20 protein-coding genes are annotated in these 21,856 nt (G+C 68.8%); 11 read left to right on the forward strand and 9 right to left on the reverse strand.

The window, feature by feature from the left end; all coding sequences use genetic code 11:
* Nucleotides 1-250 precede the first annotated feature (250 nt).
* Nucleotides 251-535: a hypothetical protein gene (locus tag AB4Y75_RS11775; protein WP_107003891.1), complete on the reverse strand. Its 285-nt coding sequence runs from the start codon at nucleotides 533-535 to the stop codon at nucleotides 251-253.
* A gap of 90 nt (nucleotides 536-625) precedes the next feature.
* On the reverse strand, nucleotides 626-1,519 hold the full coding sequence (locus tag AB4Y75_RS11780) for a glycerophosphodiester phosphodiesterase (RefSeq protein ID WP_441436070.1): 894 nt from the start codon (nucleotides 1,517-1,519) through the stop codon (nucleotides 626-628).
* A gap of 50 nt (nucleotides 1,520-1,569) precedes the next feature.
* Here AB4Y75_RS11780 and AB4Y75_RS11785 point away from each other — a divergent pair, with 50 nt between their 5' ends.
* Complete coding sequence (locus AB4Y75_RS11785; RefSeq protein ID WP_441436071.1) at nucleotides 1,570-2,892, forward strand: DUF445 domain-containing protein; 1,323 nt, start codon at nucleotides 1,570-1,572, stop codon at nucleotides 2,890-2,892.
* Between the two features lie 44 nt (nucleotides 2,893-2,936).
* Here AB4Y75_RS11785 and AB4Y75_RS11790 read toward each other — a convergent pair whose 3' ends face one another.
* Together AB4Y75_RS11790 and AB4Y75_RS11795 are read right to left on the reverse strand one after the other, a co-directional pair.
* Nucleotides 2,937-3,866, reverse strand: coding sequence for a hypothetical protein (locus AB4Y75_RS11790; RefSeq protein WP_441436072.1), 930 nt, complete (start codon nucleotides 3,864-3,866; stop codon nucleotides 2,937-2,939).
* 85 nt (nucleotides 3,867-3,951) lie between these two features.
* On the reverse strand, nucleotides 3,952-4,596 hold the full coding sequence (locus tag AB4Y75_RS11795) for an alpha/beta hydrolase (RefSeq protein ID WP_441436073.1): 645 nt from the start codon (nucleotides 4,594-4,596) through the stop codon (nucleotides 3,952-3,954).
* A gap of 319 nt (nucleotides 4,597-4,915) precedes the next feature.
* On the opposite strand from AB4Y75_RS11795, the gene AB4Y75_RS11800 reads away from it, so the two are divergent.
* From AB4Y75_RS11800 to AB4Y75_RS11815, 4 genes are all read left to right on the forward strand, one after another.
* Entirely contained in the window at nucleotides 4,916-5,698 is a 783-nt protein-coding gene (locus AB4Y75_RS11800) for a DeoR/GlpR family DNA-binding transcription regulator (RefSeq protein WP_441436074.1), read from the forward strand.
* Nucleotides 5,695-6,684 carry a 1-phosphofructokinase family hexose kinase gene (locus AB4Y75_RS11805; RefSeq protein WP_441436075.1) on the forward strand — a complete coding sequence of 330 codons (990 nt, stop codon included), beginning with the start codon at nucleotides 5,695-5,697 and terminating at the stop codon, nucleotides 6,682-6,684. Before AB4Y75_RS11800 ends, AB4Y75_RS11805 begins: the two co-directional genes overlap by 4 nt.
* Complete coding sequence (locus AB4Y75_RS11810; RefSeq protein WP_441436076.1) at nucleotides 6,681-8,714, forward strand: PTS fructose transporter subunit IIABC; 2,034 nt, start codon at nucleotides 6,681-6,683, stop codon at nucleotides 8,712-8,714. The genes AB4Y75_RS11805 and AB4Y75_RS11810 overlap by 4 nt, the downstream gene beginning before the upstream one ends.
* 379 nt (nucleotides 8,715-9,093) lie before the next feature.
* Nucleotides 9,094-10,275: an ABC transporter substrate-binding protein gene (locus AB4Y75_RS11815; RefSeq protein WP_441436077.1), complete on the forward strand. Its 1,182-nt coding sequence runs from the start codon at nucleotides 9,094-9,096 to the stop codon at nucleotides 10,273-10,275.
* 197 nt (nucleotides 10,276-10,472) lie between these two features.
* Here the strand turns inward: AB4Y75_RS11815 and AB4Y75_RS11820 are convergent, their stop codons facing one another.
* From AB4Y75_RS11820 to AB4Y75_RS11830, 3 genes are all read right to left on the reverse strand, one after another.
* Nucleotides 10,473-10,742, reverse strand: coding sequence for a hypothetical protein (locus tag AB4Y75_RS11820; RefSeq protein WP_441436078.1), 270 nt, complete (start codon nucleotides 10,740-10,742; stop codon nucleotides 10,473-10,475).
* Between the two features lie 241 nt (nucleotides 10,743-10,983).
* Nucleotides 10,984-11,298: a GNAT family N-acetyltransferase gene (locus tag AB4Y75_RS11825; protein ID WP_441436079.1), complete on the reverse strand. Its 315-nt coding sequence runs from the start codon at nucleotides 11,296-11,298 to the stop codon at nucleotides 10,984-10,986.
* A gap of 136 nt (nucleotides 11,299-11,434) precedes the next feature.
* A complete protein-coding gene (locus tag AB4Y75_RS11830; RefSeq protein WP_441436080.1) occupies nucleotides 11,435-12,802 on the reverse strand; it encodes an FAD-binding oxidoreductase in 1,368 nt (455 codons plus the stop codon).
* 276 nt (nucleotides 12,803-13,078) lie between these two features.
* On the opposite strand from AB4Y75_RS11830, the gene AB4Y75_RS11835 reads away from it, so the two are divergent.
* Nucleotides 13,079-14,599: a choice-of-anchor A family protein gene (locus AB4Y75_RS11835; protein WP_441436081.1), complete on the forward strand. Its 1,521-nt coding sequence runs from the start codon at nucleotides 13,079-13,081 to the stop codon at nucleotides 14,597-14,599.
* Between the two features lie 87 nt (nucleotides 14,600-14,686).
* Nucleotides 14,687-14,842, forward strand: a complete 156-nt coding sequence (locus AB4Y75_RS11840) for a hypothetical protein (RefSeq protein ID WP_441436082.1) — start codon at nucleotides 14,687-14,689, stop codon at nucleotides 14,840-14,842.
* Nucleotides 14,843-14,895: 53 nt separating this feature from the next.
* Here the strand turns inward: AB4Y75_RS11840 and AB4Y75_RS11845 are convergent, their stop codons facing one another.
* The gene (locus AB4Y75_RS11845) at nucleotides 14,896-16,212 is read right to left on the reverse strand and encodes an MFS transporter (protein WP_441436083.1); all 1,317 of its coding nucleotides are present in this window, start codon (nucleotides 16,210-16,212) and stop codon (nucleotides 14,896-14,898) included.
* A gap of 26 nt (nucleotides 16,213-16,238) precedes the next feature.
* On the reverse strand, nucleotides 16,239-17,516 hold the full coding sequence (locus tag AB4Y75_RS11850; RefSeq protein ID WP_441436084.1) for a M20 metallopeptidase family protein: 1,278 nt from the start codon (nucleotides 17,514-17,516) through the stop codon (nucleotides 16,239-16,241).
* Between the two features lie 97 nt (nucleotides 17,517-17,613).
* Between AB4Y75_RS11850 and AB4Y75_RS11855 the strand changes: the two genes are divergently transcribed.
* The 4 genes from AB4Y75_RS11855 (at nucleotide 17,614) to AB4Y75_RS11870 (ending at nucleotide 21,717) form a co-directional block, all read left to right on the forward strand.
* Nucleotides 17,614-18,702: an Lrp/AsnC family transcriptional regulator gene (locus tag AB4Y75_RS11855; RefSeq protein WP_441436085.1), complete on the forward strand. Its 1,089-nt coding sequence runs from the start codon at nucleotides 17,614-17,616 to the stop codon at nucleotides 18,700-18,702.
* A 7-nt stretch (nucleotides 18,703-18,709) separates the two neighbouring features.
* Nucleotides 18,710-19,048: a YnfA family protein gene (locus AB4Y75_RS11860; protein ID WP_441436086.1), complete on the forward strand. Its 339-nt coding sequence runs from the start codon at nucleotides 18,710-18,712 to the stop codon at nucleotides 19,046-19,048.
* A gap of 295 nt (nucleotides 19,049-19,343) precedes the next feature.
* Nucleotides 19,344-20,903, forward strand: coding sequence for an alkaline phosphatase family protein (locus tag AB4Y75_RS11865; RefSeq protein ID WP_441436087.1), 1,560 nt, complete (start codon nucleotides 19,344-19,346; stop codon nucleotides 20,901-20,903).
* Between the two features lie 211 nt (nucleotides 20,904-21,114).
* Nucleotides 21,115-21,717, forward strand: coding sequence for a hypothetical protein (locus AB4Y75_RS11870; protein ID WP_441436088.1), 603 nt, complete (start codon nucleotides 21,115-21,117; stop codon nucleotides 21,715-21,717).
* Nucleotides 21,718-21,856 lie beyond the last annotated feature (139 nt).

The following is a 21,856-nucleotide window of genomic DNA, read 5'->3' on the forward strand; positions in this document are numbered from 1 at the left end:
GACAAATGAAAACGTTCCACCGGTATGTTTTACGCTGGCGTGACCGAGCTCTACACATCGACCCTGGAGAGGTTGCCCCAATCTCGCCCGGCACCGCGCGGTTCGCCCTAGCGCGTCGCCGGGCCTCTTCGAGCGGGCGCATCTCGACGCCGACGCCCACACCGCCGTCGTCATCCACAGCTGAGACCCGACTGCGGCGACAGCCGGTCAGGTCCCGCTTCACACCGCACGAAATCGAGGCAGCGACAATTCAGCCCACTTCGCGGGCTCCGATGGCCCTCAGAACGTCCGCGAGCCACACAAGACCATAGCCGACGGCGTTCTCCGGATCATTGACGACAGAGGTCAGATTCTCAATGCATTCTGAGTACTGCCCGACAGTCAGCTCCGGCGGGCCGGCGAGCACATCCCCTTGGAGGCGAGGAGGGATGGACCAGTAGTAGTCCACGCCAAGGTCAACAACATCGTCCCCGTTGGCTGCGCGCTCAAGGAGTATCTCAAACGCCTCTCGCAATAGGTCCTTGGTGACAGTCACTGCGTCTGTCCTTCCGCTCCAGATTCTTCCACCCCCGTCACACGACGCGCCGAAAAGGCCGAGTGCTCCGAGCTGCGTCCTCGAGCCCCCTCAGACCGCCGGCACCTCGCCCAGCGCCACGGAGATCCGCTGCAGCACCTCGGCCGGGCGGTTGGTGGTGATCTCTTGGACGCCGAAGGTCACGCAGTAGTCCACGTCGGCGTCGTCGTCCACCGTCCAGACGCGGAAGCGGCGACCGTCCGCCAGCCATTGCCGCGCCTGGTCGGCATGCGCCTTCAGGTAATCGATGCCGGGGCCCGCGATGCCGGCGACACCGTCGTCCAGCATCCCCTCGGCCCGCTGCACCGCGGCGCGGAGCACGAGCGCGACCGCACTCGCCGCCAGGCCGCCCAGCTGGAGGTCCTCCTTGACCTCGTCCGTGTCGACGTCGTCCACCAGCTGGCACACGGCCTCCGCCGGCAGGGTCTCCAGCAACTGGTCCGTGGCCTGCGGATCGAAGCTCATGAAGGAGACCCGGATGTTCCCGAGCAGCCCGGTCGACGCCTCCCAGCCGCGCTCGGCCAGCAGCTCCAGCGTCTTCTCCTCCAGCCGGAACCCGAACGGCGAGGGATGCTTGAACTCGATGGCCAGCCCGATCTCGCGGCCCGCGCCCGCCAGGATGTCCAGGAGTTCCCCGAGGGTGAGGAACTGTTCGCTGGGCGAGCCGAACTCCTGCGGGATCACGGCACCCTTCCAGGAGTGGAAGTCCAGGTCGCGCAGCTCCGCGAGGGTCTTCTCTGCCACCGGCCCGGTGCCGTTCGACGTGCGGTCCAGGTCGTCGTCGTGGAGCAGCACCACGTGCCCGTCCTCGGTCAGGTGAACATCGCACTCGACCCCGTCCGCCCCGTCCGCGATCGCCTGGAGGTAGGCGGCACGGGTGTGCTCGGCGAAAAGCTCGCTGGCGCCCCGGTGGGCGTAAACAAGGGGACGGCTGATCTGGCTCATGGAATAAAGCTACCCACATTCCTGTCAGTGCCGGGGCATAGGGTGGAGGCATGGACGTGAACACTGCGCCAATTTCCCAGGACAGCGGCTCGCTGCCCTCCCCGGGCGACGCCGCCAAGGCCGCCGCGCTGGCACGGATGAAGGGCATCGCCCTCGCACTGCTCATCGCCCTGGCCGTGGTGTTCGGGGTGTCCTTCGCGCTCCAACACCAGTATCCGTGGCTGGCATACGTCCGGGCCGCGGCCGAGGGTGGCATGGTCGGCGCACTCGCCGACTGGTTCGCCGTCACCGCGCTCTTCCGGCATCCCATGGGCCTGAAGATCCCCCACACCGCCATCATCCCGCGCAAGAAGGATCAGATCGGCGCCTCGCTGGGCGACTTCGTCGGCACCAACTTCCTCTCCGAGGACGTCATCCGCACCAAGCTGGCCGCCACGGATCTGGCCCACTCGGTGGGCCGCTGGCTCTCCGGCACGAACGACGACGGCGCTCCCACCTCGGGCCCCACCGGCGCCGACCGCATCGCGAAGGAAGGCGCGGCCGCCATCCGCGGTCTCTTCACCGTGCTGCGCGATGACGATGTGCAGGCCGTGGTCGAGGCGATGGTCCGCAAACACGTGGTGGATCCGCCGTGGGGCCCGCCGGTCGGCAAGCTCGCCGAGCGGGTGTTCGAGGAGGGACACCACCGTCACCTCGTGGACCTGTTGATCGACCGCGCCGCGGACTGGGTGGGCCGCAACCACGAGACCGTGAACCGCCTGGTCAGCGACCGCTCCCCGCTCTGGGTCCCCGGCTTCGTGGACTCCCTGGTGGGGGACAAGGTGTACATCGAACTGGCGAAGTTCGTGAAGGGCATCCAGGCGGACCCGGACCACCAGGTGCGCCAGGCCATCGACACCTACCTCAAGGAGCTGGCCCAGGACCTCCAGCATGACCCGGCCATGATCGAACGGGCCGAGGGCATCAAGTCGCAGATCCTGGGCGATCCGCAGGTCCGGGACATCGCCGGCCGCACCTGGGAGACCATCAAGAAGGCGTTCCTGGATGCCGTGGACGATCCCCAGAGCGAGCTGTACCAGCGCTTCGTCGCCGCGATCCGGGACTTCGGGCACCGCCTGGTGGACGACCCCGAGCTGGCGGCGAAGGTCAACAACTGGGTGGCCGACATCGCGGCCTACGTGGTCTCCAACTACCGCGACCAGATCACCGGGCTCATCACGGACACCGTGGAACGCTGGGACGCCGAAGAGACCTCCCAGAAGATCGAGCTTCAGGTGGGCCGGGACCTTCAGTTCATCCGGATCAACGGCACCGTGGTGGGTTCCTTGGCCGGGCTGCTGATCTTCACGGTGGCTACGCTGCTGCTGGGCTGAGCCACTCGCGCAGCTCCGGCGTGCTTGGCTCGGCGCGAGTCAGTTCAGTGCGAGTCGGTGCCGGGCGCCGTGGTCGGGCTGTCCGGGGTCGAGGCGTCCGCTTCGGAGGCTTCGGGGAGTCGGCGATCGGAGCTCGACGGGTCCAGAGCCAGCGGCTCGTGCGGCATGAGCTGAGCTGTCGACGGGAGGGGCGCGGCGCCGTCGTCGGCCGAGAGCGCAGCCTGCTCGCCGAAGGGGGCTACGAGCGGGAGTGCACCGAACGCTTCGCGAGTGTTCGCGATGACTGCCCGCCCCATGAGCAGATTGCCACCGCCGCCCATGACCGCGCCGACACCGAACGGCAGGAGCCGGCCGAAGAATGCGCCGCCCTGCTGCTTGACCAGCGACTTCAGGAAGGCTTTCTGGATGGCGGCCTTCACCGGTTCGAACGCGGCGGCGGGCGTCTTCTTGGTCAGGACACTGCCCCACACCTGGCTCGCTCCCCCACCGCGGCCCATGCTCTGCCCGGTGAAAGCACTCAGCAGCGAGGTGCCCTCCTCGCCGAGCATGATCGCCATGACCATGGTGCGGGCCTTCTCGGGGTCGGTCACCCGGACCCCGTGGAGCTCGGCGACGCTGGAGGCGAAGAGTGCGGTGGCCTCGAGGAACGCGGCCGTCGCAACGCCGGACACGGCCAAGGCTGTCCCCGTGCCGACGCCGGGGATCACCGCGGTGGCACCGGCACCCGCGCCGGTGGTGGTGACGGTAGCCAGATACTGGCGCTCCAGACGGACCACGAGTTCGGCCAGGGTGGCGTTCGGATGCTTGTGGCGCAGCCGGGAGATGTGCGCCACCACGAGCGGGCGCTGCACATCCACCGCCTTCAGCAGCATGTTGTGGACTCCGGAACGGGGCTTGCCCTGTTCATCGAACATGGCATTCTGTGCTGCGTTCTGAGCGATTCCCAGGGCGGGGTTCTTCTTGCGCTTGGCCATGGCCCTAAGCGTAGCCCGCGAGGGGCCCCGGCCGAGGAACGAGGTTGGGGAGCGGGACACGCGGTAGCCCGCGAGGGGCCCCGGTTCAGGAGGTCGCTTCAGCAGGTTCAGTCCGGTTGAGTACGTAGTACTTGAGGAACGCGCTCACGTCGACCATCTCCTGGACCGCCATGTAGTGACCGAGCCCGGGGTAGCTGCGCGACGTCAGGGCAGTGTTCCGTTCCAGCCACTCCTCCGCGAAAAGCGTGGCGTCCTCATTGATCACCAGGTCCTCCTTGTCCCGGCCCCAGAAGAAGGGCGGTCGCTGCTCGAAGGACTCGGTGAGGGCGAGAAGGTCGTTGTCGAGGACGAATCCTGAGAGACCCACCGTGGCACGGAACTGCTCGGGCCGCAGCCTCAGAAGGCTGCTCGCCATCGCCATCCCCTGGGAGAAACCGAGGAGCGAGACGCTGCTGTGCTGCGCCTTGATCCCGTCCAGCCAGGCCAGCACCTGGGTACAGGAGGCCATGACCTCGGAGAAGTCGTTGGTCAGGAAGTAGTCGAGCAGGAACCAGCCGTGCTGGTCGCCGATCTCCACCACCCCCTGAGGGGCCGCGCAGGTGAAGTCCTGGGGCAGATGGGGGAACAGCTTCTCCATCCGCTCGGGCGAGGATCCGTAGCCGTGGAACAGCAGCAGCAAAGGCGTGCCGGCACGTTCGGATTCCGGCTTGGACCACAGGACCTTATCCATGGCCCTAAGCGTAGTCCGAGGGGTCCCCTGCCGAGGCACGAGGCCGGGGCAGGACGCAGCGGTAGTCCGAGGGGTCCCCTGCCGAGGCACGAGGCCGGGGCAGGACGCAGCGGTAGTCCGAGGGGTCCCCTGCCGAGGCACGAGGCCGGGGCAGGACGCAGCGGTAGTCCGAGGGGTCCCCGTCCCCCGATTCCGCCCGCTCATTTCCGGTTTCCCCAGCCAACCCCTTGACTTCCAAAAACAAACACAGATAAAGTCAAGCAATCAAAGATTGCTGTGACAACTGTCACAACCTCAATGGCGCGGAAGGGAGACGGACATGTTCGCAGAAGAACGGCACAGCACCATCGCCGACCTCCTGACCGCGCACGGTCGCGTCACGGTCACCGAACTGGCCCAGCGATTCACCATCACCCCCGAGACCGTCCGCCGGGACCTCGCCCTCCTCGAAGAACAAGGCGAACTGCGCCGGGTGCATGGTGGGGCCGTCACCGTGGAACGCGGCAGCACCGCCGAAACTTCCGTCCCCGAACGCCTCGCCACCCATTCCGAGCAGAAGCAGCGGATCGCAGCCGCGGCCTACGCGCTTCTCCCCCGCACCTCCGCCGCCAGCATCGTGCTCGACGCCGGCACCACCACCGAAGCCCTGGCCGGGCTGATCGCCCAGCGCGCCGACGACGCCCCGGCTCTCCTGGTCCTCACCAACTCGATCCCGATCGCCGCCACGCTCTCCAACGCACCCGGCGTCGCGCTCCACATCCTCGGCGGCAGAGTCCGCGGGGTGACGCAGGCCGCCGTCGGCGCCGGAACCGTAGCGGAGCTGCGCGCCGTCCGCCCGGACATCGCATTCATCGGCACCAACGGCATCCACGCAGACTTCGGGCTGAGCACCCCGGATCCCGAGGAGGCCGCCGTGAAGACGGCGTTCGTCCAGAGCTCCCGCCGCACGGTCGTCCTGGCCGACGCCAGCAAACTCGACTCCGAAACCCTGGTCCGCTTCGCCGCCCTGGAGGACGTGGACACCCTGGTCACCGACGGGGCACCTTCCCCGGAACTGGCCGAAGCCCTTTCAACCGCAGAAGCAGAGGTGATTCAGGCGTGATCATCACACTCACCGCCAATCCCAGCCTGGACCGCACCGTGGAGCTCCCCGGGGCACTCGCCCGGGGCGAGGTCCAGCGGGCCACGGCCGTCCGGAGCGAAGCCGGAGGCAAGGGGGTCAACGTCTCCCGCGCGCTCACGGCCTCCGGCCTGAAGACCGTGGCCGTCCTGCCCGGCGATCCCACGGATCCCGTGGTCGTGGGCCTCGCCTCCGCCGGGATCCCGCATCACGCGCTGCCCATCGGTGCCCCGCTGCGCAGCAACATCACGCTGACCGAGCCCGACGGCACCACCACCAAAGTGAACGAACCCGGCCCGCAACTCACCCCGGACCAGCGGGACTCCCTCACCGCGCTCCTGCTCGACGAATCCCGCGACGCGTCCTGGGTGGTCCTGGCCGGTTCCCTGCCGCCCGGCTTCCCTGCCGACTACTACGCGCAGCTGACCCGCTGGCTCCGGACCGAACTCGGCAGTGACGCCCCGCGCATCGCCGTCGACTCCTCCGGGACCCCGCTCCTGGAGGCCATCAACGCCGGCGCCGATGCCGCGCCGGACCTCCTCAAGCCCAACGGCGAAGAGCTCGCCGAGCTGGCCGCCCTGGCGGGCTTCAGCGAGCAGCACAGCGGAGACGAGCTGGAAGCGGACCCGGTGCTCGCCGCCCGGGCCGCGACCGCCGTCGTCGAGCGCGGTGTGGGAGCCGTGCTCGCGACGCTCGGCTCGAACGGAGCGGTGCTGGTCACCGCCGACGGCGCCTGGCACGCCCGCCACGCGCCCATCCAGGCGGTGAGCACGGTCGGCGCGGGGGACTCCTCGCTGGCCGGGTACCTCCTGCTGGCCCAGAACGGTGGATCCGCCGTCGAGTGCCTCACCCAGGCCGTGGCCCATGGCGCCGCTGCCGCCTCCCTCCCCGGTTCCACCGTCCCCGGCCTGGACCAGACCACCCCCGACGCCGTGACCGTCACGGCCCTAGCAAAGGACTCCCTGTGAGCCAGATGATCACCCCGGACCTCGTGGTCCTCGACGCGGATCTGGGATCCTCCCCGGCCGACGTCATCCGCACCCTTTCCGGCAAAGTCGCCGCGCTGGGCCGCGCCGAGGAGGAGGGTCTCTTCGCCTCCGCCCTGGCCCGCGAGGAGAAGACGCCCACCGGCATCCCCGGCGGCATCGCGATCCCGCACGCCAAGACCGACGCCGTCACCGAACCCGCGCTGGCCATGGCCCGCCTGTCCAACCCGGTGCCGTTCGGCGCCAAGGACGGCCCAGCGGACCTGATCTTCCTGATCGCCGCACCGGCCGGCGCCGACCAGGAGCACCTCAAGCTCCTGTCCAAGCTCGCCCGCTCCCTCATCAAAAAGGACTTCACGGCCGCCCTGCGTGCCGCTGCCAGCCCGGAGGAGATCGTGGCGCTGGTCGACGGCGCACTGAGCGATGCGCCGAAGGCCGCACCGGCAGCTGCCGCAGCGGCCCAGTCGGCCTCAGCGCCGTCGCAGGCTCCCGCCACTGAAGGTCCCCGCCGCATCGTCGCCGTGACGGCCTGCCCCACGGGCATCGCCCACACGTACATGTCCGCCGACGCTCTCGCAGCCGCAGGCAAGGAGATGGGCGTGGACGTCCAGGTGGAGACCCAGGGCTCCGCGGGCGCCACCCCGCTGCCGGCCGAGGTGATCGCCAACGCCGAGGCGGTGATCTTCGCCGTCGACGTCGACGTCCGCGACAGGGACCGCTTCGCCGGCCTGCCGGTCATCCAGTCGCCCGTCAAGCGCGGCATCGACGAGCCGAAGGAGATGATCGAGGAGGCCCTGGCCGCCGCAAAGGATCCCCATGCCCGCCGCGTGAAGGCCACCGGTTCCTCGTCCTCCTCCGATTCGGACACGGCCGGCGAGTCCGTCGGCGCCAAGCTCAAGCGCGCGCTCCTGACCGGTGTCTCCTACATGATCCCGTTCGTGGCCGGCGGCGGTCTGCTGATCGCGCTCGGCTTCCTGCTGGGTGGCTTCGACATCACGAAGTTCGCCGACACGATCGTGGTGAAGAACAACCTCTTCAGCCTGCCGACCGAGTTCGGCGACCACGCGCTCGGCCCGCTGGGCGCATACCTCGGCGCGGTGCTGTTCAAGATCGGCGCCCTGTCCATGAGCTTCCTGGTCCCGGCGCTGGCGGGCTACATCGCCTACGCCCTGGCCGACCGGCCCGGCATCGCCCCCGGTTTCGTGGTCGGCGCCGTCGCCGGCTTCATGGGCGCCGGCTTCCTCGGCGGCATCGTCGGCGGTCTGCTCGCCGGATACACGGCGTCCTGGCTCGGCCAGCGTCCCGCCCCGCGCTGGCTGCGCGGCCTCATGCCCGTGGTGATCATCCCGCTCGTCGCGTCGATCGTGGCCTCCGGCCTCATGTTCGTGGTCCTCGGCGGCCCCATCGCCTGGCTGACCACCGCCCTGAACAACTGGCTGTCCGGAATGAGCGGCGCCGCGGCGATCGTGCTCGGCATCATCCTCGGCCTCATGATGTGCTTCGACCTGGGTGGCCCGGTCAACAAGGTGGCATACTCCTTCGCAGCTGCCGGCCTGAGCGCCGGCACCGCGGACAACCACGGCCCGTACCTCATCATGGCCGCCGTCATGGGCGCCGGCATGGTCCCGCCGCTCGGCATGGCGCTCGCCACGGTGCTCCGTCCGAAGCTGTTCACGGCCGCCGAGCATGAGAACGGCAAGGCCGCCTGGCTCCTGGGTGCGTCCTTCATCTCCGAAGGCGCCATCCCGTTCGCCGCGGCCGACCCGCTGCGCGTCATCCCGGCCTCCATGCTGGGCGGCGCCGTGACGGGTGCTCTCTCGATGGCCTTCGCGGCCGGATCCCGCGCACCGCACGGCGGCGTGTTCGTCTTCTTCGCCTTCGACAACTTCATCCTGTGGCTCCTGTCCATCGCGGTCGGCGCCGTCATCACCGGTTTCACGGTGGTGGGTCTGAAGGGGGCGGCGGCCCGCAAGGCCGAGGCACGGCAGGCTCAGGAGGCCGTCACCGTCTGATCCCCTGATCTGACTGTCCCGGGACGCGAAAACACCCCCGGTTCCGTTGCTCGCCCTCTCACTTTTCAGGGGGTGGTCCACGGAACCGGGGGTGTTTTCGCGTCCGGTCAGTGTTTCCGTCCGTTAGTGCGAGTGCGGCATCTGCGGACGGCAGATCTCCCCGGTCTTCTGGACAATCCCCACCGCTCCGGCGGCAGGGAAAGTCCGGAAGACCGGGGATTTCCGTTTTTCAACGGCGTGGCGGGACGATCCGGACAAGTCGGAGCGCCCGCAAGGATTCGACACATTACTTGAAGCATCAAGAATCCATGTCCTACATTTGGGTCTACCGAGAGTGAACTACCACTCAAGGCTCTCCCCAGAACAGAACGAGGTGCTCATGGAACGCCGACAAGTCCTTCAGCTGCTGGCCGCCAGCGGCCTGTCGATCACCAGCCTGGCAGCAGGCGCTGCCGCCCCCGCCAACGCAGCCGCCCCCGCAGGAAAGCGCCAGGCCCTCACCGGAACGGCGTCCTGCCTCGGTCCCGCCACCGAGGGGTCCCAGCCCCTGCCACAGGAGACCGCGGAACTCGAACACCTCTACCGGAAGGCCTTGCAGGCCGGCGGTAAGCTCACCATCTGGGCAGGCGGCGATGCCCCCAATCAGCAGGACACCCTCAAGGGCAAACTGCAGAAGCGTTTCCCGGATCTGGAGATCACCCTCCAGGTGCGCCTGTCCAAGGAACACGACGTCGAGATCGACAAGCGCATTGCCGAAGGCGGAGTCCTCCCGGACGTGACCATGCTCCAGACCTCACACGACTTCGAGAACTGGAAGGCGCAGGACCGGCTCCTGCCCTTCAAGCCCCTCGGCGTGCGTCAGCAGTTCCCCGGCTACGCAGACCCGGACGGAGCCTTCCTGGCCGCCAATATGTACGCGTTCTTCCCCATGTACGCCAAGGACGGAGTGGATGGCTCCCCCTCCGCCTACCCGGACTTCCTCCAGCCGCAGTACAAGGAGCACCTGATCCTGACATTCCCCCACGACGATGACGCGGTGCTCTACGTCTACGACAAGATGATCAAGCAGTACGGTGAGGATTTCCTGGACCAGCTCGCAGCGCAGAAGCCGCACTTCGTGCGCGGTACGGCCGCGCCTGCGGTCATGGTGGGCACTCGCGGGTACCTGGGCAATCTGACCGGCCGCACGGCCCGTGCCAACGAACCCTCCCGGTCCTACATCCCCGGCAAGGACTGGTTCATCAGCTGGACCCAGCGCGCCGCGGTCTTCCGGGACGCGCCCAACACGGACGCCGGGAAACTCTTCCTCGCCTATGTGGCCAGCAAGGAGTACCAGTCGAGTTACGGCGGCTGGAGGACCCGCAAGGACCTGACCCCGCCCGCGGGGATGCAGCCGCTGAGCAGTTACGGCAACACAGACCCTCTCGACTTCCTCGCATGGATGCGGGACCGGCAGCACATCGATGCCCTGAAGGAAAGGATGGCCTCCGTCTTCGGACCTGTGACCGGCGAGTCCCCTCTGACGGATCCCGAATTGCTGGCGATCCTCGGTCTCGGCTGAGCGATCCCGCTCCGGGCTGCCGCCCCGTTGCGCCTCCCTGAGCAGTGTTCCCCAGGCAGCGCGGCGGAAACCCGCGGGGCCGGGACCAGGAAGATGTTTCCTGGTCCCGGCCCCGCGGTTCATTCATCGATCACCGAGGACTCCCGGAAGCCGGCGCCCTGATCGAGGAAGGGCATCGACGGGGCGTCCCCAGCCCCTCAGTGCGAGTGCGGCATCTGCGGACGGCTGGTGCGGTGGACTGCGTTCACTCCGGCGGCGTTGCTGGAACGACCAGGGTTGCTGAAATGATCCTTGGGGTGCCGGTGCTTGCCGTTGCCGTCCGGCCAGACCGGACGGGCGCTGTCCCCGCCCCCGACCGAGGAACTGAGGGAGATCTGCGGAACCGCCGCGGGCCCGTCCAGGGACGCCGTCATCTTCTGGACGATCTCGCCGTCGAGTCCTGCGGGGGTGGGTTCATGTTCTGCCATGGTGACGCCTCCTTGGGAGTTCGATGCCAGGAACCGGCCGCGTCCGGCCACAAGGGTGGGCAGGGCCGTCCCAGCAGTCTCCGCCCGCTCCCCCGGAAAATCAAGGGATCGGCGGCGTCCCGGGCGGAAATCATCCCCCTGAGGAACGGTGCAGCTCAGGTTTTCGGGCGGGACGGAAAAGCTGCTCCCGACGACGGCGACCGCGGCCTCCGGAAGCGCCGGGCGTCACGTGGACGGAGCGTCAGCCCTGCGGCCAGTCGATGAACTGGTCGTTGGCGTGGTGCTTCTTCAGATACGCCGCGATGAACGGGCAATGCGGAACCACGCGCTGCCCGGCCGCCACCACGTCGTCGATGGCGAAGTGGGCGAGCACTCCGGCCAGGCCCTGACCGCTGAATTCCTGCGCCACCTCCGTGTGCACGAAATCCACCTTCCCCGGAGTGAGCCGGTACTGCGCGAAGCCCGCGAGCTTGTCCCCCACGAACACCTCGTAGCGGTGGAGTTCGGGGTTGTTGCGGGTGGTCACGTCGGTGTGGAAACTGTCGTCCTGGCTCATGGATCCAGCCTCGCACCCCGTCGCCGGGGTGGCAAGGAATCGCCCCCGCATCGATTGCTCCACAGGATGCCGGAATCGCGGGATTTCGGCGCGGAACGGCATCGGATGGAGCAGTCGATCGGAGGGAGAAGCGTGCTCAGATGGCCTTGCCGGGATTGAGGACCCCGTGCGGATCGAACACGTCCTTGATGCCGCGCTGCAGCTCCCGGACGCGCTCGGACTGCTCCCAGCCGAGCCAGCGGAGCTTGAAACTGCCGATGCCGTGTTCGCCCGTGATCGTGCCACCCATCGCCAGGGCCACGCGCACCGATTCATCCAGGGCCTTCTCCAGGTCGAGCACCGCCGCATCCTCCTCGCCAGGCACGGGCTCGGCCCAGAACGTCGGGTGCAGATTGCCGTCCCCCGCGTGGGCCACAAGCTTCATCCCCACCCGGTACTCGGCGGCGATCCGCTCCAGTTCGGCCGCGTAATCCACCAGGAGCGACCGCGGCACCGCGACGTCCTCGCCCACCCGCAAGCGGTCCTCGGCCCCGGACCCGCGGTTGTTGCGCCGGATCAGCACGAAGCGCTCGGCGTCCGAGTCGCCGTCGTCGGCCAGGGCGCCACCGGCCTGACGCAGCACCTCACGGACGACGGCGGCCTCCGCGTCCGCGCCGAAACCGTCGGTCTGGATGAGGAGCAGCGCGCTGCCGCGGCCGGCGAAAGCCGTGCCGTTGAGGGCGTCGGCGTCCTCGATGGAAGCACGGTCCATCAGCTCCATGATGGCCGGCTGGACCCTGGCCCGGCCGACCGCCAGGACACCAGCCGCGGCAGACGGAAGATCCGGGAAAAAGGCCGCGATCGTCACGACCTTGACCGGCAGGTGCCGCAGCCGGACGGTCGCGCCCACCACGATGCCGAGCGTCCCCTCCGAGCCCACCAGGAGGGCCACCAGGTCATACCCGGCCACGCCCTTGAAGGTCGAGTGGCCGAGGCGGACCAACTCGCCGTCGGCCAGCACGACGTCGAGCGCCAGGACAGAATCCCGGGTCACCCCGTACTTGGCGCAGCGCAGCCCGCCCGCGTTGGTCCCGATGTTCCCGCCGATCGTGGCGAACGTGAAGCTCGCGGGATCCGGAGCGTACATGAGACCGTGCTCCCCGGCGGCGGCGTTGAGGTCCGCGTTCACCACGCCGGGCTCGACGACGGCAACCTCGTCCTCGGCGCGGACGTCCAGGATGCGGTTCATCCGTTCCAGACTGACGATCACGCTGTCCTTGACCGCATGCGCCCCGCCGGACAGACCCGACCCGGCACCACGCGGCACCACCCGCACCCCGGCCGCGACGCAGGCACGGACCGTGGTCTGGACATCGTCGGCGGAGCCTGCGAAAACCACTGCGAGCGCGGGCGCCTCCGGACGATCAGGGGCGCGATCCTGGCTGTATTCCTCGACCAGGGTGGGATCCGTGGCGACCTTGTCCGGTCCGAGCTGCTGAATGAGGGTGGCGGCGATCTCCTGCATGGACCTAAGCCTAGGCCGCGACGCGCCCTGAGAACCCGCCGGAGCACGCCCGGTGATCGGAGCCGTCGCCTGGGCCGCCTGATTCGCAACACGTCTGTGACTGGAATGAATTCCAGAGTGCTCTCTAGATTCAGCGAGGCGCTCGATCCGGGGCCAGGTTTCTCCGGCCATTCCCCGAAGTTCCCGAGCGTCAGGCCCATCACTTGGTCGTGCATTGCTCCTGTCACACGTCGTTGCTCAGGCCGTGACAAGGACTGCCTGAATCAGAAGGAATCCATGAACCGGAAACGCCTGGGCGCCGTGTGCGCCGCCGCGCTGCTTTCGTCCGCCACCCTCGCCCTCGCAGCCGCGCCGAATGCGCTGGCCGCCGCCCAGTCGGCCTCGTGCGCTCCCCGTGACGGCATGCCGGGCATCGTCAACGAACCGGGCTTCACCGACAACAACGTCGCCCTGTTCGCCGGCGGAGACTACACCGTGACCGGCTCCGCCGCAGAAGCGGAAGGCCTGCTGGTCATCAAAGGCGAAGCCCGTTTCCACAAGATTCCCGGCGGGATCTTCAACGTCGGCAGGGTGGGCGCGGGCTCCGGAATCATCCCCACCCCGGGCGAGACCATGCTCGCCGTCGGCGGCGGCATGCTGATCGACTCAGGAACCACCGTGGACGTGGGGCATGGCCTGACCGACGGCCCGAAGTACGGCGGAGCGGTTCACGTGGGCGGGGTCCTCGACGAACAGGGAACGCTCACCACCAATGGCGGCGAGGTGGCGACCGAGATGGGTGCCGGCCAGGCGCTCTCACCGTTCGCCACCTTCGATCAGACCATGATCAAGGAATCAGCCGACCTCGCGGCCCTCACTCCTACGGGGAAGGCCGTGAACAATAACGGCACGATCACGTTCACCAGCACCGCCCCGAGCCACGGCAACGTCCAGGTCTTCACCCTCACCACCGCCGATCTCAAAGACGCCTCCGTCTTCGTCTTCGACAAATCGATCCCCGCCGACGCGTCGATCGCGGTCAACGTCACCGGCACGGATGCCGTCTCCATCGATCCCCTCGCCGTCGGATACAAGGGTGAACAGGCGGACCTGTACTCCTCGAAGTACTTCGGGGAGGCCTCCTCAAGGATCCTCTACAACTTCACCCAGACCCCCTCGCTCGCCCTCGGTGGTGGCGGCAACTTCCTGGGCTCCATCCTGGCGCCCGCGGCGTCCGCGGATCTGACAGCAAGCACCAACGGGCGTCTCTATGTCGGCCACGACATCACCACCCACGGCACGGGGAACGAAAGCCACAACTACCCCTGGACCGGGGCTCCCGTCTTCGACTGCACTCCGGAAACACCGGTCCCGCCGACAACGCCGCCCGCCACACCCAGCACTCCTTCAGTCCCGCTTCAGCCGGCCACACCGGTGACCCCTATGGTCCCCCTGGAACCAGCCACCCCGACAACCCCGCCGAGCACCCCGTGGACCCCGATCACCCCGGCAACTCCCAGCACCCCCATGGTCCCGCTTCAGCCGGCCACGCCCGGCACGCCACCGACGTCGTGGACCCCGATCACCCCGCCGACGACGCCGCCCGCCTCGCCGGGCACGCCGGTGACCCCTGCGTCCACTCCCGCCGCTCCACAGGCCACGAGCACCCACACCACGGTTCCCGTCGCCGGTCACACCAGCACCGGCGAGCTCGCGTCAACGGGCCTGAACCTGTCCGCTTTCGTGCCTGCGACCGGCGGGTTCCTCCTCGTCGCCGGTGTCGTGATCGCCTTCCAGGCCCGCCGTCGGCGGCACTGACCTCACCCCCTCAACCCCGTGTGACAGCCTCCGGGGTACGGTGGTCCCAGCGCATCACCCCCGATGGGCCGGAGAGAAAGGATCCTCATGTTCGGAAGCAAGAAGCGCGAAGAAGAACACGCAGAAGAAGTGGCGGAGGTCTCCCGGCGCGAAGCCGAACTGGCCGAGGACGCGACCGAGACGGACGATTCGTTCTCCGACACGGACGAAGCCCTCGAGGCGGAGGAAGAGCCCAACGCCTGAGGCACTGCCGGGCGGGCGTGAACGCACCCGCCCGGCAGTGACCCCGCAGTGTTTCAGCTGCTGAGGTCCTTGCCCCGGGTCTCCGGGAGCCGCAGGACCACCAGGATCGAGATGACGATCAGCGTGACCGCGTAGGCGTTGAACATCCACGGCTGCTTCACCACGTCCGTGAACAGGGTCTGGAGGTACGGCGCCGTGCCACCGAACGCCGCGACCGCCAGGGCGTACGGGATGCCCACACCCGCGGTGCGGACCTTGGCCGGGAACAGCTCCGCGTACACGGCGGGGGCGATCGCGGCCCCGGCGGCGATGAACACGAGCATGACGGCCATCGAGACGAAGAGCTGCCACACCGAGTCCCGCAGGAACCACGTCATGGGGAAGTGCAGCAGCGCGCACCCCACGCCACCGATGATCAGCACCGGCTTGCGGCCGATCCGGTCGCTCAGCCTGCCCCAGAACGGCAGCGCCGCCAGGAACACCACGTTGGCGGCGAATCCGGCCCAGAGGGCCTGCCCCGGGTCCAGTTTGAGGCTCGTGGCGGCGTAGGTCGGGGCGACGATCGCCCACACGTAGTAGATGACCGTCAGGCCCAGGGTCATGCCGATCACCTGGGCCGCCTGCTTGCGGTGTGCCACGATGTCCCGCATGAGCGCGCCGAAGCCCTGCTCGCGCGTCGCGTTCCCGGTCTTGAGCTCCTCGAAAGCCTCGGTCTCCGGCATCCGCGCCCGCATCACCAGGCCGTACAGGCCCATGAGAGCGCCGAGGATGAACGGCAGACGCCAGCCCCATGCCGCCATGTCCGCCTTGGGCAGCAGCGCCGCGAGGATGGCGCCCAGCAGCGCGCCGAGCATGTTCCCCAAAGTGCCGGAGAAGTAGATGAGCGTGGCCCAGAAACCGCGTTTCTCCCGTGGAGCCATCTCCGCCAGATACGTCTGCGACGACGGGAGCTCGCCGCCATGCGCCAGGCCCTGGATCAGGCGGGCCACCAGCAGCAGGAGCGAGGCGAACGCGCCCACGGCGGCGAAGGTGGGCGCGATGCCGATCAGCAGACTGCCGACGGCGGCCATCGCCACGGTCATGGTCATGGCGTTCTTCCGGCCGAAGCGGTCCCCGATCCAGCCGAACACCACCCCGCCGAACGGACGCGCCACGAAGCCGACAGCGAAGATCGCCAGCGTCGACAAGATGGCCGAGGTGGGGTCGGCGGGGTTGAAGAGCTGCTTGGAGAAGTACGGGGCGAACGTCGCGTAGATCGCCCAGTCGTACCACTCTGCGGCGTTGCCGATGCCGGTGCTGATGAGCGTACGACGCGCGGAAGGCCGGCTCGCGTCGACCGCGGCGGCTGGGGAGTGGGTGCTGGCTGTCATGGCGGTCTCCTCGGTTCCTGGGGGGGTCAGCGAACGGCCGGCTGGGCGGTGCTCAACGGGGCGGCACTCAACGGCGCCGCGCTCAACTGGGCCGCGCTCAACTGGGCGGTTTTGGAAAGGGCGAGCTGCGCGTAGACGGCGGCTCCGTCGGCGAGGACCGCGTCGTCGAACGTCGCGTACGGGGAGTGGTTGAACGCGCTCGTGGCCGGGTCCACGCCCTCCGGCACCGCGCTGAGCCCGACGAAGCTGCCCGGCACCTCCGCGAGCACGCGGGAGAAGTCCTCGGAACCGCTGAGCGGCTGGGCCAGCCGGGAATGGCGGCCGTCGAAGAGCTCGGCGATGGTGGCCTCCGCGAACTCGGTCTCGGCGGTGTCGGTGATGGTCAGCGGGTACTCGGGGATGTAGGTGACCTCCACCTCCAGGCCGTGGGCGTGGGCGATGCCCTCCAGCAGACGCGGGATGGCGGTCTGCATGCGCTCCCGGTTCGCTTCGGAGAAGGTGCGGATGGTGGCGTCGAACTCGGCGGTGTCCGGGATGACGTTGCGCTTGGTCCCGGCAGCCAGACGGCCCACCGTGAGGACCGTGGGGTCGAACATGTCGAACTGGCGCGTGACCATGGTCTGCAGCGCCAGGATCATCTCCGCGGTCACGGTGACCGGGTCCTTCGCGGCGTGCGGGGCGGAACCGTGCCCGCCCGCCCCGAGGACACGGACGAACAGGCCGTCCGAGGCGCTCATCATGACACCCGGGCGGGTGACGAAGCGGCCGTGCGGTTCGAGCGAGGAGAAGACGTGCATGCCGAACGCGGCATCCACCCGGCGGCCTGCGGCGTCCAGGACACCTTCGCGCACCATGACGGAGGCGCCGTCGTAACCCTCCTCGCCGGGCTGGAACATGAAGACGACGTCGCCGGCGATCCGGTGGCGTCCGTCCGCCAGGAGGGTGGCGGCTCCCAGGAGCATGGCCGTGTGGAGATCGTGGCCGCAGGCGTGCATGGCGCCGTCGATCCTCGAGGTGTACCCGACGCCCGTGCGCTCCTGGACCGGAAGGGCATCCATGTCCGCCCGGAGCAGGACGGCGGGCCGGTCCCCCGCTCCGGTGGCGTCCACCGTGCCGCGCAGGACCGCGGTGACCGAGGTGGTGTCCGTACCGGTGGAGACCTCCAAACCCAGCCCGTCCAGCGCCGCCAGGACCTTCTCCTGAGTGCGGGGCAGCTCCAGGCCGATCTCCGGCGCCTGGTGGAACGCGTGCCTCCACTGGATGAGCTGATCGTGCAGTCCTCGTGCGTCGTCCGTGATGGCCATGCAGCGCCTCCTCGAGTGTGATTCACGCCATAGTCCGGCGTATGAAGAGTGTGCGCTTCTCTTCCAGTCCGGATGCCCAGGTGCAACAATTTTTCAGATGAGCGTGCCTCAACAGCGTTTTCATCCACTGCCGGGTTTTCATCCCTTGGGAGCCCCCGCCGTCGAGCTGTCCGAGGAGGACCTGCGCCTCCTGCACGCCCTCCAGATCGCGCCCCGCGTCTCCTGGCTCGACGCCGCCCGGATCCTGGGTTCCCACCCCGCCACTCTGGCGCGCCGCTGGGAGCGTCTGCGAGCGTCGGGAAGGGCCTGGATCACGGCGCACCTCGCGGGCGACCCGTCCGTCATGATTCTCGCTTTCGCGGACATCGAGTGTGAGCCTGGGCTCCGCGAACAGGCCCAGACGGCCCTGGCTGCGATCCCCGAAGTGGCCACCATCGACGTGGCCACCGGCAACCCCGACCTCACGCTCACCGTCCTGGCGCCGTCGCTCGCCGAGTGCACGGAACGCATCCTGCCCCAGGTCGCCTCGGCGCCAGGTGTCCTGAATGTGCACAGCGAACTCTGCACCCGACTGCACTCCGGGGGACACTCGTGGCGGCTCGCCGCTCTCGACCGCGAGGAGATCGCCGCCTTCACCCGGCTCGGAGCGGTCGAACCGCACCCCGGACCGGTCCCGGACGCCGCCTTGGACCTCTTGCCCTTTCTGGCGCTCAACGGACGGGCCAGCATCGCCGACATGGCCCGCGCCCTCGGCCGGAGTCCGGCCACCGTGCACCGTCAGCTCGCGAAGATCCTGGGCAGCGATCTCCTCACCTTCCGCTGCGAAGTCGCCCAGGGCCCCGCCGGATACCCGGTCGCCTGCCGCTGGCTCGCCAAAGCCCCGGCCGGGCAGCACGCTCAGGTGGCCACGGCGCTCAGCGGGCTGCGGAATGTCCGCCTCGCCGCCTCCACGACGGGCCGGACCAATTTCATCATCATGATGTGGCTCCGCACCGTGGCCGACGTCCTCACCGCCGAACTGACCCTCCAGGAACGGCTCCCGCAGATCGAGCTCGTGCAGAGCACCGTCATGCTGCGCAGCGCCAAGCGCGTGGGCTTCATGCTCGGACCGGACGGCACCGCCACGGGACACGTGGTCCCGGGGCCCGGCGTCCTGGAGGACAGCTGGAATCCCGAGCCGGAATGATGGACCCATGAGCATCCTCAAGTCGGTCCTCCTGTTCGCCCTCTCCGCCATCGCGGAGATCGGCGGCGCCTGGCTGATCTGGCAGGCCGTCCGCGAGGGCAAGGGCTGGTGGTGGGCCGGTCTCGGCGTGATCGCCCTGGGGATCTACGGCTTCATCGCCACCCTGCAGCCCGACGCGCATTTCGGGCGGATCCTGGCCGCGTACGGCGGGGTGTTCGTGGCGGGCTCGCTGGCCTGGGGAGTCCTGGTGGACGGATTCCGTCCCGACCGCTGGGATCTGATCGGCGCCTTCATCTGCCTGGCGGGCGTCGCCGTGATCATGTTCGCCCCGCGCGGCGCCGCCTGAGAGTGCCTGGCCCTGCCGCCGTCGTGGTCCGCCTGGGCTCCCTTATCGACGCCGGGCTCCACGACTGCGGCGCCCGGCGTCACCAAGGGAGCCCGCTCGCAGCATGAGCGGTGACGACGACGGCGAGCGGGACCCGGCGTCGTCCGCCTCACGCCGCCGCACCGAGAGTTAACCCACCCTCCATCGACGATTCACCGAAGTCTCCGCCGCAGGACGCGCACGAATCCTAGAATCGTCCCGTCATTCGCACGGGGGCTGGGGCATTCACGCTGTCATCGCGAACTTTGGAGCAAGCATGAAACTGCGGATCACCAGCCGCGCCGGGAAGACCCTGGCCGGAGTCCTGGCCGCGGGCGCCCTGAGCGCCTCCCTGCTGACCGGCATCACCGCCGCCACCGCCGGACCGAACACCTCCGACCAGGATTCCCAGGGCCAGAATTCCCAGGATCACCACGGCGGAGACCGGAACGGGGCCTCGAAGATCGGCCACGTCTGGACCATCATCCTCGAGAACAAGTCCTACGAAGCCACCTTCACCGGCCTGAACCAGAACGACTACCTCTGGAAGACCCTCCCGTCCTACGGCGCACTGCTGACCCAGTACTACGGCACGGGCCACTTCAGCCTGGACAACTACATCAGCCTGGTCGGCGGACAGTCGCCCGCCCCGGACAACCAGAACGACTGCCCCCAGTACACGGACGTCTCGCCGGGCACCCCCGCGGCGGACGGCCAGGTCCTCGCCTCGACGGGCTGCGTCTACCCGGCCTCCACCAAGACCCTGTTCAACCAGCTCGACGACAAGCACGTCAGCTGGAAGGCCTACATGCAGGACATGGGCAACGACGCGGGGCGTGAGGACGTCTACCGCTGCGGCATCCCGGGCGACCCGTCCGGCGCGGGCGTGAAGGACCCCTCCGGCGCGACCGCCACGGACCAGTACGTGGCCAAGCACAACCCCACCGCCTGGTTCCATTCGGTGATCGACAACCCGCAGGACTGCAAGAACGTGGTCCCGCTGACCGGTTACCACGCCACCCCGGGCCACCCCGCCATCACCGGTCTGGAGGAGGACCTGAAGTCCGTCCGCACCACGCCGAAGTTCAACTGGATCACCCCGGGCAACTGCTCCGATGCGCACGACGCCACCTGCAAGGGTCCCGGCCAGAACATGAGCGGCGATCCGGCCAGCCGGCAGGGCGGCCTCTACGCCTCGGACAACTTCCTCAAGAAGTACGTCCCGATGATCATGAACTCCCCCGCGTTCCAGCAGGACGGCCTGATCCAGATCATCTTCGATGAGGCCATGCCGCCCTACAAGATGTACGGCAACTCCATCGCCGACCTCGGCACCCAGACCGGCCCGTGGGGCAACAACAGCGGCCCCGCCATGGGCACCGACTCCGGCACCGGCGCCTCCGCCCAGGCCGAGGCCAACACCGGCCAGTCCGTGGTGGCCTGCTGCAACGAACTTCCCGGCCCGAACACCAGCCAGCCCGGCTTCCAGGCCTTCAACCAGGACACCACCCCGGGAGGCGGCATCACCGGCGCCGTGATGATCTCCCGCTTCATCAAGCCGGGTTCGGTCAGCAACCAGCCGTACAACCACTACAGCTGGCTGCGCAGCATGGAGGACCTCTTCGGAGTCCACGACGGCGGCACGGACGGCCGCGGCCACCTCGGCTATGCCGGGGCGGACGGCCTCCGCCCCTTCGGCGGCGACGTCTACAACAACCCGTCCGGCAAGGCCCTGCAGCCGACCCCGTCCGGTGCCATCACGTACCCGGCCGTGGCCGGAGTGAAGGACACGGGCGTCCCCGTCATCCCGGCCGGCAGCGTCTACGCCAAGCACTGACCCGGACTGGCCCGCCCCCGACGACGGCGGCCGCGCCGCTGACTCCATCGGATCGGCCGGCACACGGCCGCACCTGCGGGCCGGCCGCCGTCGTCCTCCACCTCCCCTCCGGGAACTCGCTGGGGAGGGTCCGACCTCACTGCCCTGCGCAGCGATCTCAGTCCCTCCTCAGCGATCCCTGCCGATCCAGAACTCCAGAAAGGCCCGCCCCGTGCGCTCCCGCCCCCTCCTCTCCTCCCTCGTCCTCGCCGCAGCCCTGGCGACTTCGCTCGCCGCGTGCAGCGCGCCGGCGTCGCCGTCCCCGTCCGAGTCCCCGTCAGCCGAGGATTCGGCGCAGGCCGTGGTGCAGTCGCTCGGAGCGGTTCCCATCCCCTCTGCCCCCAGTGTCGAGCCCACCGCGAGCGCGAATGCGAGCCACGGCGCGGTCCTGGCCATCGGCGCCCCGGTCTCCGCGACCCTGCCGGACGGCGCGACGGTGATCCTCACGGCCCTGGGTCCGGACACGGCGCCCGTCCCGGTGCCCACATCGCATCCCACCGCCGCGCCCGACATCCCGATCGAGGGCACCATCACCCTGCGGGTGAAGGCCGTCGCCGGATCCGCGACCCTCGGCGCCGAGGAGCTGACCTCCCGCGACCAGCGCGGCCGCACCGTGGCCCTGACTCCGGTGGGAGCCTCCACCGTCACGGTCGCCGCCGGTTCGCAGGCCGAGCTGGTGGTCCGCGGAACCTTCCATGACGGCGCCGCCCAGGTGACGCTGCGGCATGCGGGCCACACCCTGGCGCTCTGGACGTTCAACATCGAGAACGACTGAACCGTCGGACACAGCACGTTTCAGCACGACGGCGGCGCCGGGTCACCCGGCGCCGCCCTGCACTGAACCGGAAACCGACCCACCTCAGCCTCTTGTGACCCATGTCACTCCATGAAATAGTAATAGTTACCTATTTTAG

Origin of the sequence: Arthrobacter sp. RAF14, assembly GCF_052114185.1 — a bacterium.
Classification (GTDB): Bacteria; Actinomycetota; Actinomycetes; order Actinomycetales; family Micrococcaceae; genus Arthrobacter_E.

Excerpts from the sequence above, each read along its gene's own strand:
- AB4Y75_RS11840 (WP_441436082.1), top strand. The coding sequence starts at position 14,687 with ATGTTCGGAAGCAAGAAGCGCGAAGAAGAACACGCAGAAGAAGTGGCG.
- AB4Y75_RS11790 (WP_441436072.1), bottom strand. The coding sequence starts at position 3,866 with ATGGCCAAGCGCAAGAAGAACCCCGCCCTGGGAATCGCTCAGAACGCA.
- AB4Y75_RS11800 (WP_441436074.1), top strand. The coding sequence starts at position 4,916 with ATGTTCGCAGAAGAACGGCACAGCACCATCGCCGACCTCCTGACCGCG.
- AB4Y75_RS11795 (WP_441436073.1), bottom strand. The coding sequence starts at position 4,596 with ATGGATAAGGTCCTGTGGTCCAAGCCGGAATCCGAACGTGCCGGCACG.
- AB4Y75_RS11865 (WP_441436087.1), top strand. The coding sequence starts at position 19,344 with ATGAAACTGCGGATCACCAGCCGCGCCGGGAAGACCCTGGCCGGAGTC.
- AB4Y75_RS11860 (WP_441436086.1), top strand. The coding sequence starts at position 18,710 with ATGAGCATCCTCAAGTCGGTCCTCCTGTTCGCCCTCTCCGCCATCGCG.
- AB4Y75_RS11850 (WP_441436084.1), bottom strand. The coding sequence starts at position 17,516 with ATGGCCATCACGGACGACGCACGAGGACTGCACGATCAGCTCATCCAG.
- AB4Y75_RS11815 (WP_441436077.1), top strand. The coding sequence starts at position 9,094 with ATGGAACGCCGACAAGTCCTTCAGCTGCTGGCCGCCAGCGGCCTGTCG.
- AB4Y75_RS11785 (WP_441436071.1), top strand. The coding sequence starts at position 1,570 with ATGGACGTGAACACTGCGCCAATTTCCCAGGACAGCGGCTCGCTGCCC.
- AB4Y75_RS11825 (WP_441436079.1), bottom strand. The coding sequence starts at position 11,298 with ATGAGCCAGGACGACAGTTTCCACACCGACGTGACCACCCGCAACAAC.
- AB4Y75_RS11855 (WP_441436085.1), top strand. The coding sequence starts at position 17,614 with ATGAGCGTGCCTCAACAGCGTTTTCATCCACTGCCGGGTTTTCATCCC.
- AB4Y75_RS11820 (WP_441436078.1), bottom strand. The coding sequence starts at position 10,742 with ATGGCAGAACATGAACCCACCCCCGCAGGACTCGACGGCGAGATCGTC.
- AB4Y75_RS11830 (WP_441436080.1), bottom strand. The coding sequence starts at position 12,802 with ATGCAGGAGATCGCCGCCACCCTCATTCAGCAGCTCGGACCGGACAAG.
- AB4Y75_RS11835 (WP_441436081.1), top strand. The coding sequence starts at position 13,079 with ATGAACCGGAAACGCCTGGGCGCCGTGTGCGCCGCCGCGCTGCTTTCG.
- AB4Y75_RS11845 (WP_441436083.1), bottom strand. The coding sequence starts at position 16,212 with ATGACAGCCAGCACCCACTCCCCAGCCGCCGCGGTCGACGCGAGCCGG.
- AB4Y75_RS11780 (WP_441436070.1), bottom strand. The coding sequence starts at position 1,519 with ATGAGCCAGATCAGCCGTCCCCTTGTTTACGCCCACCGGGGCGCCAGC.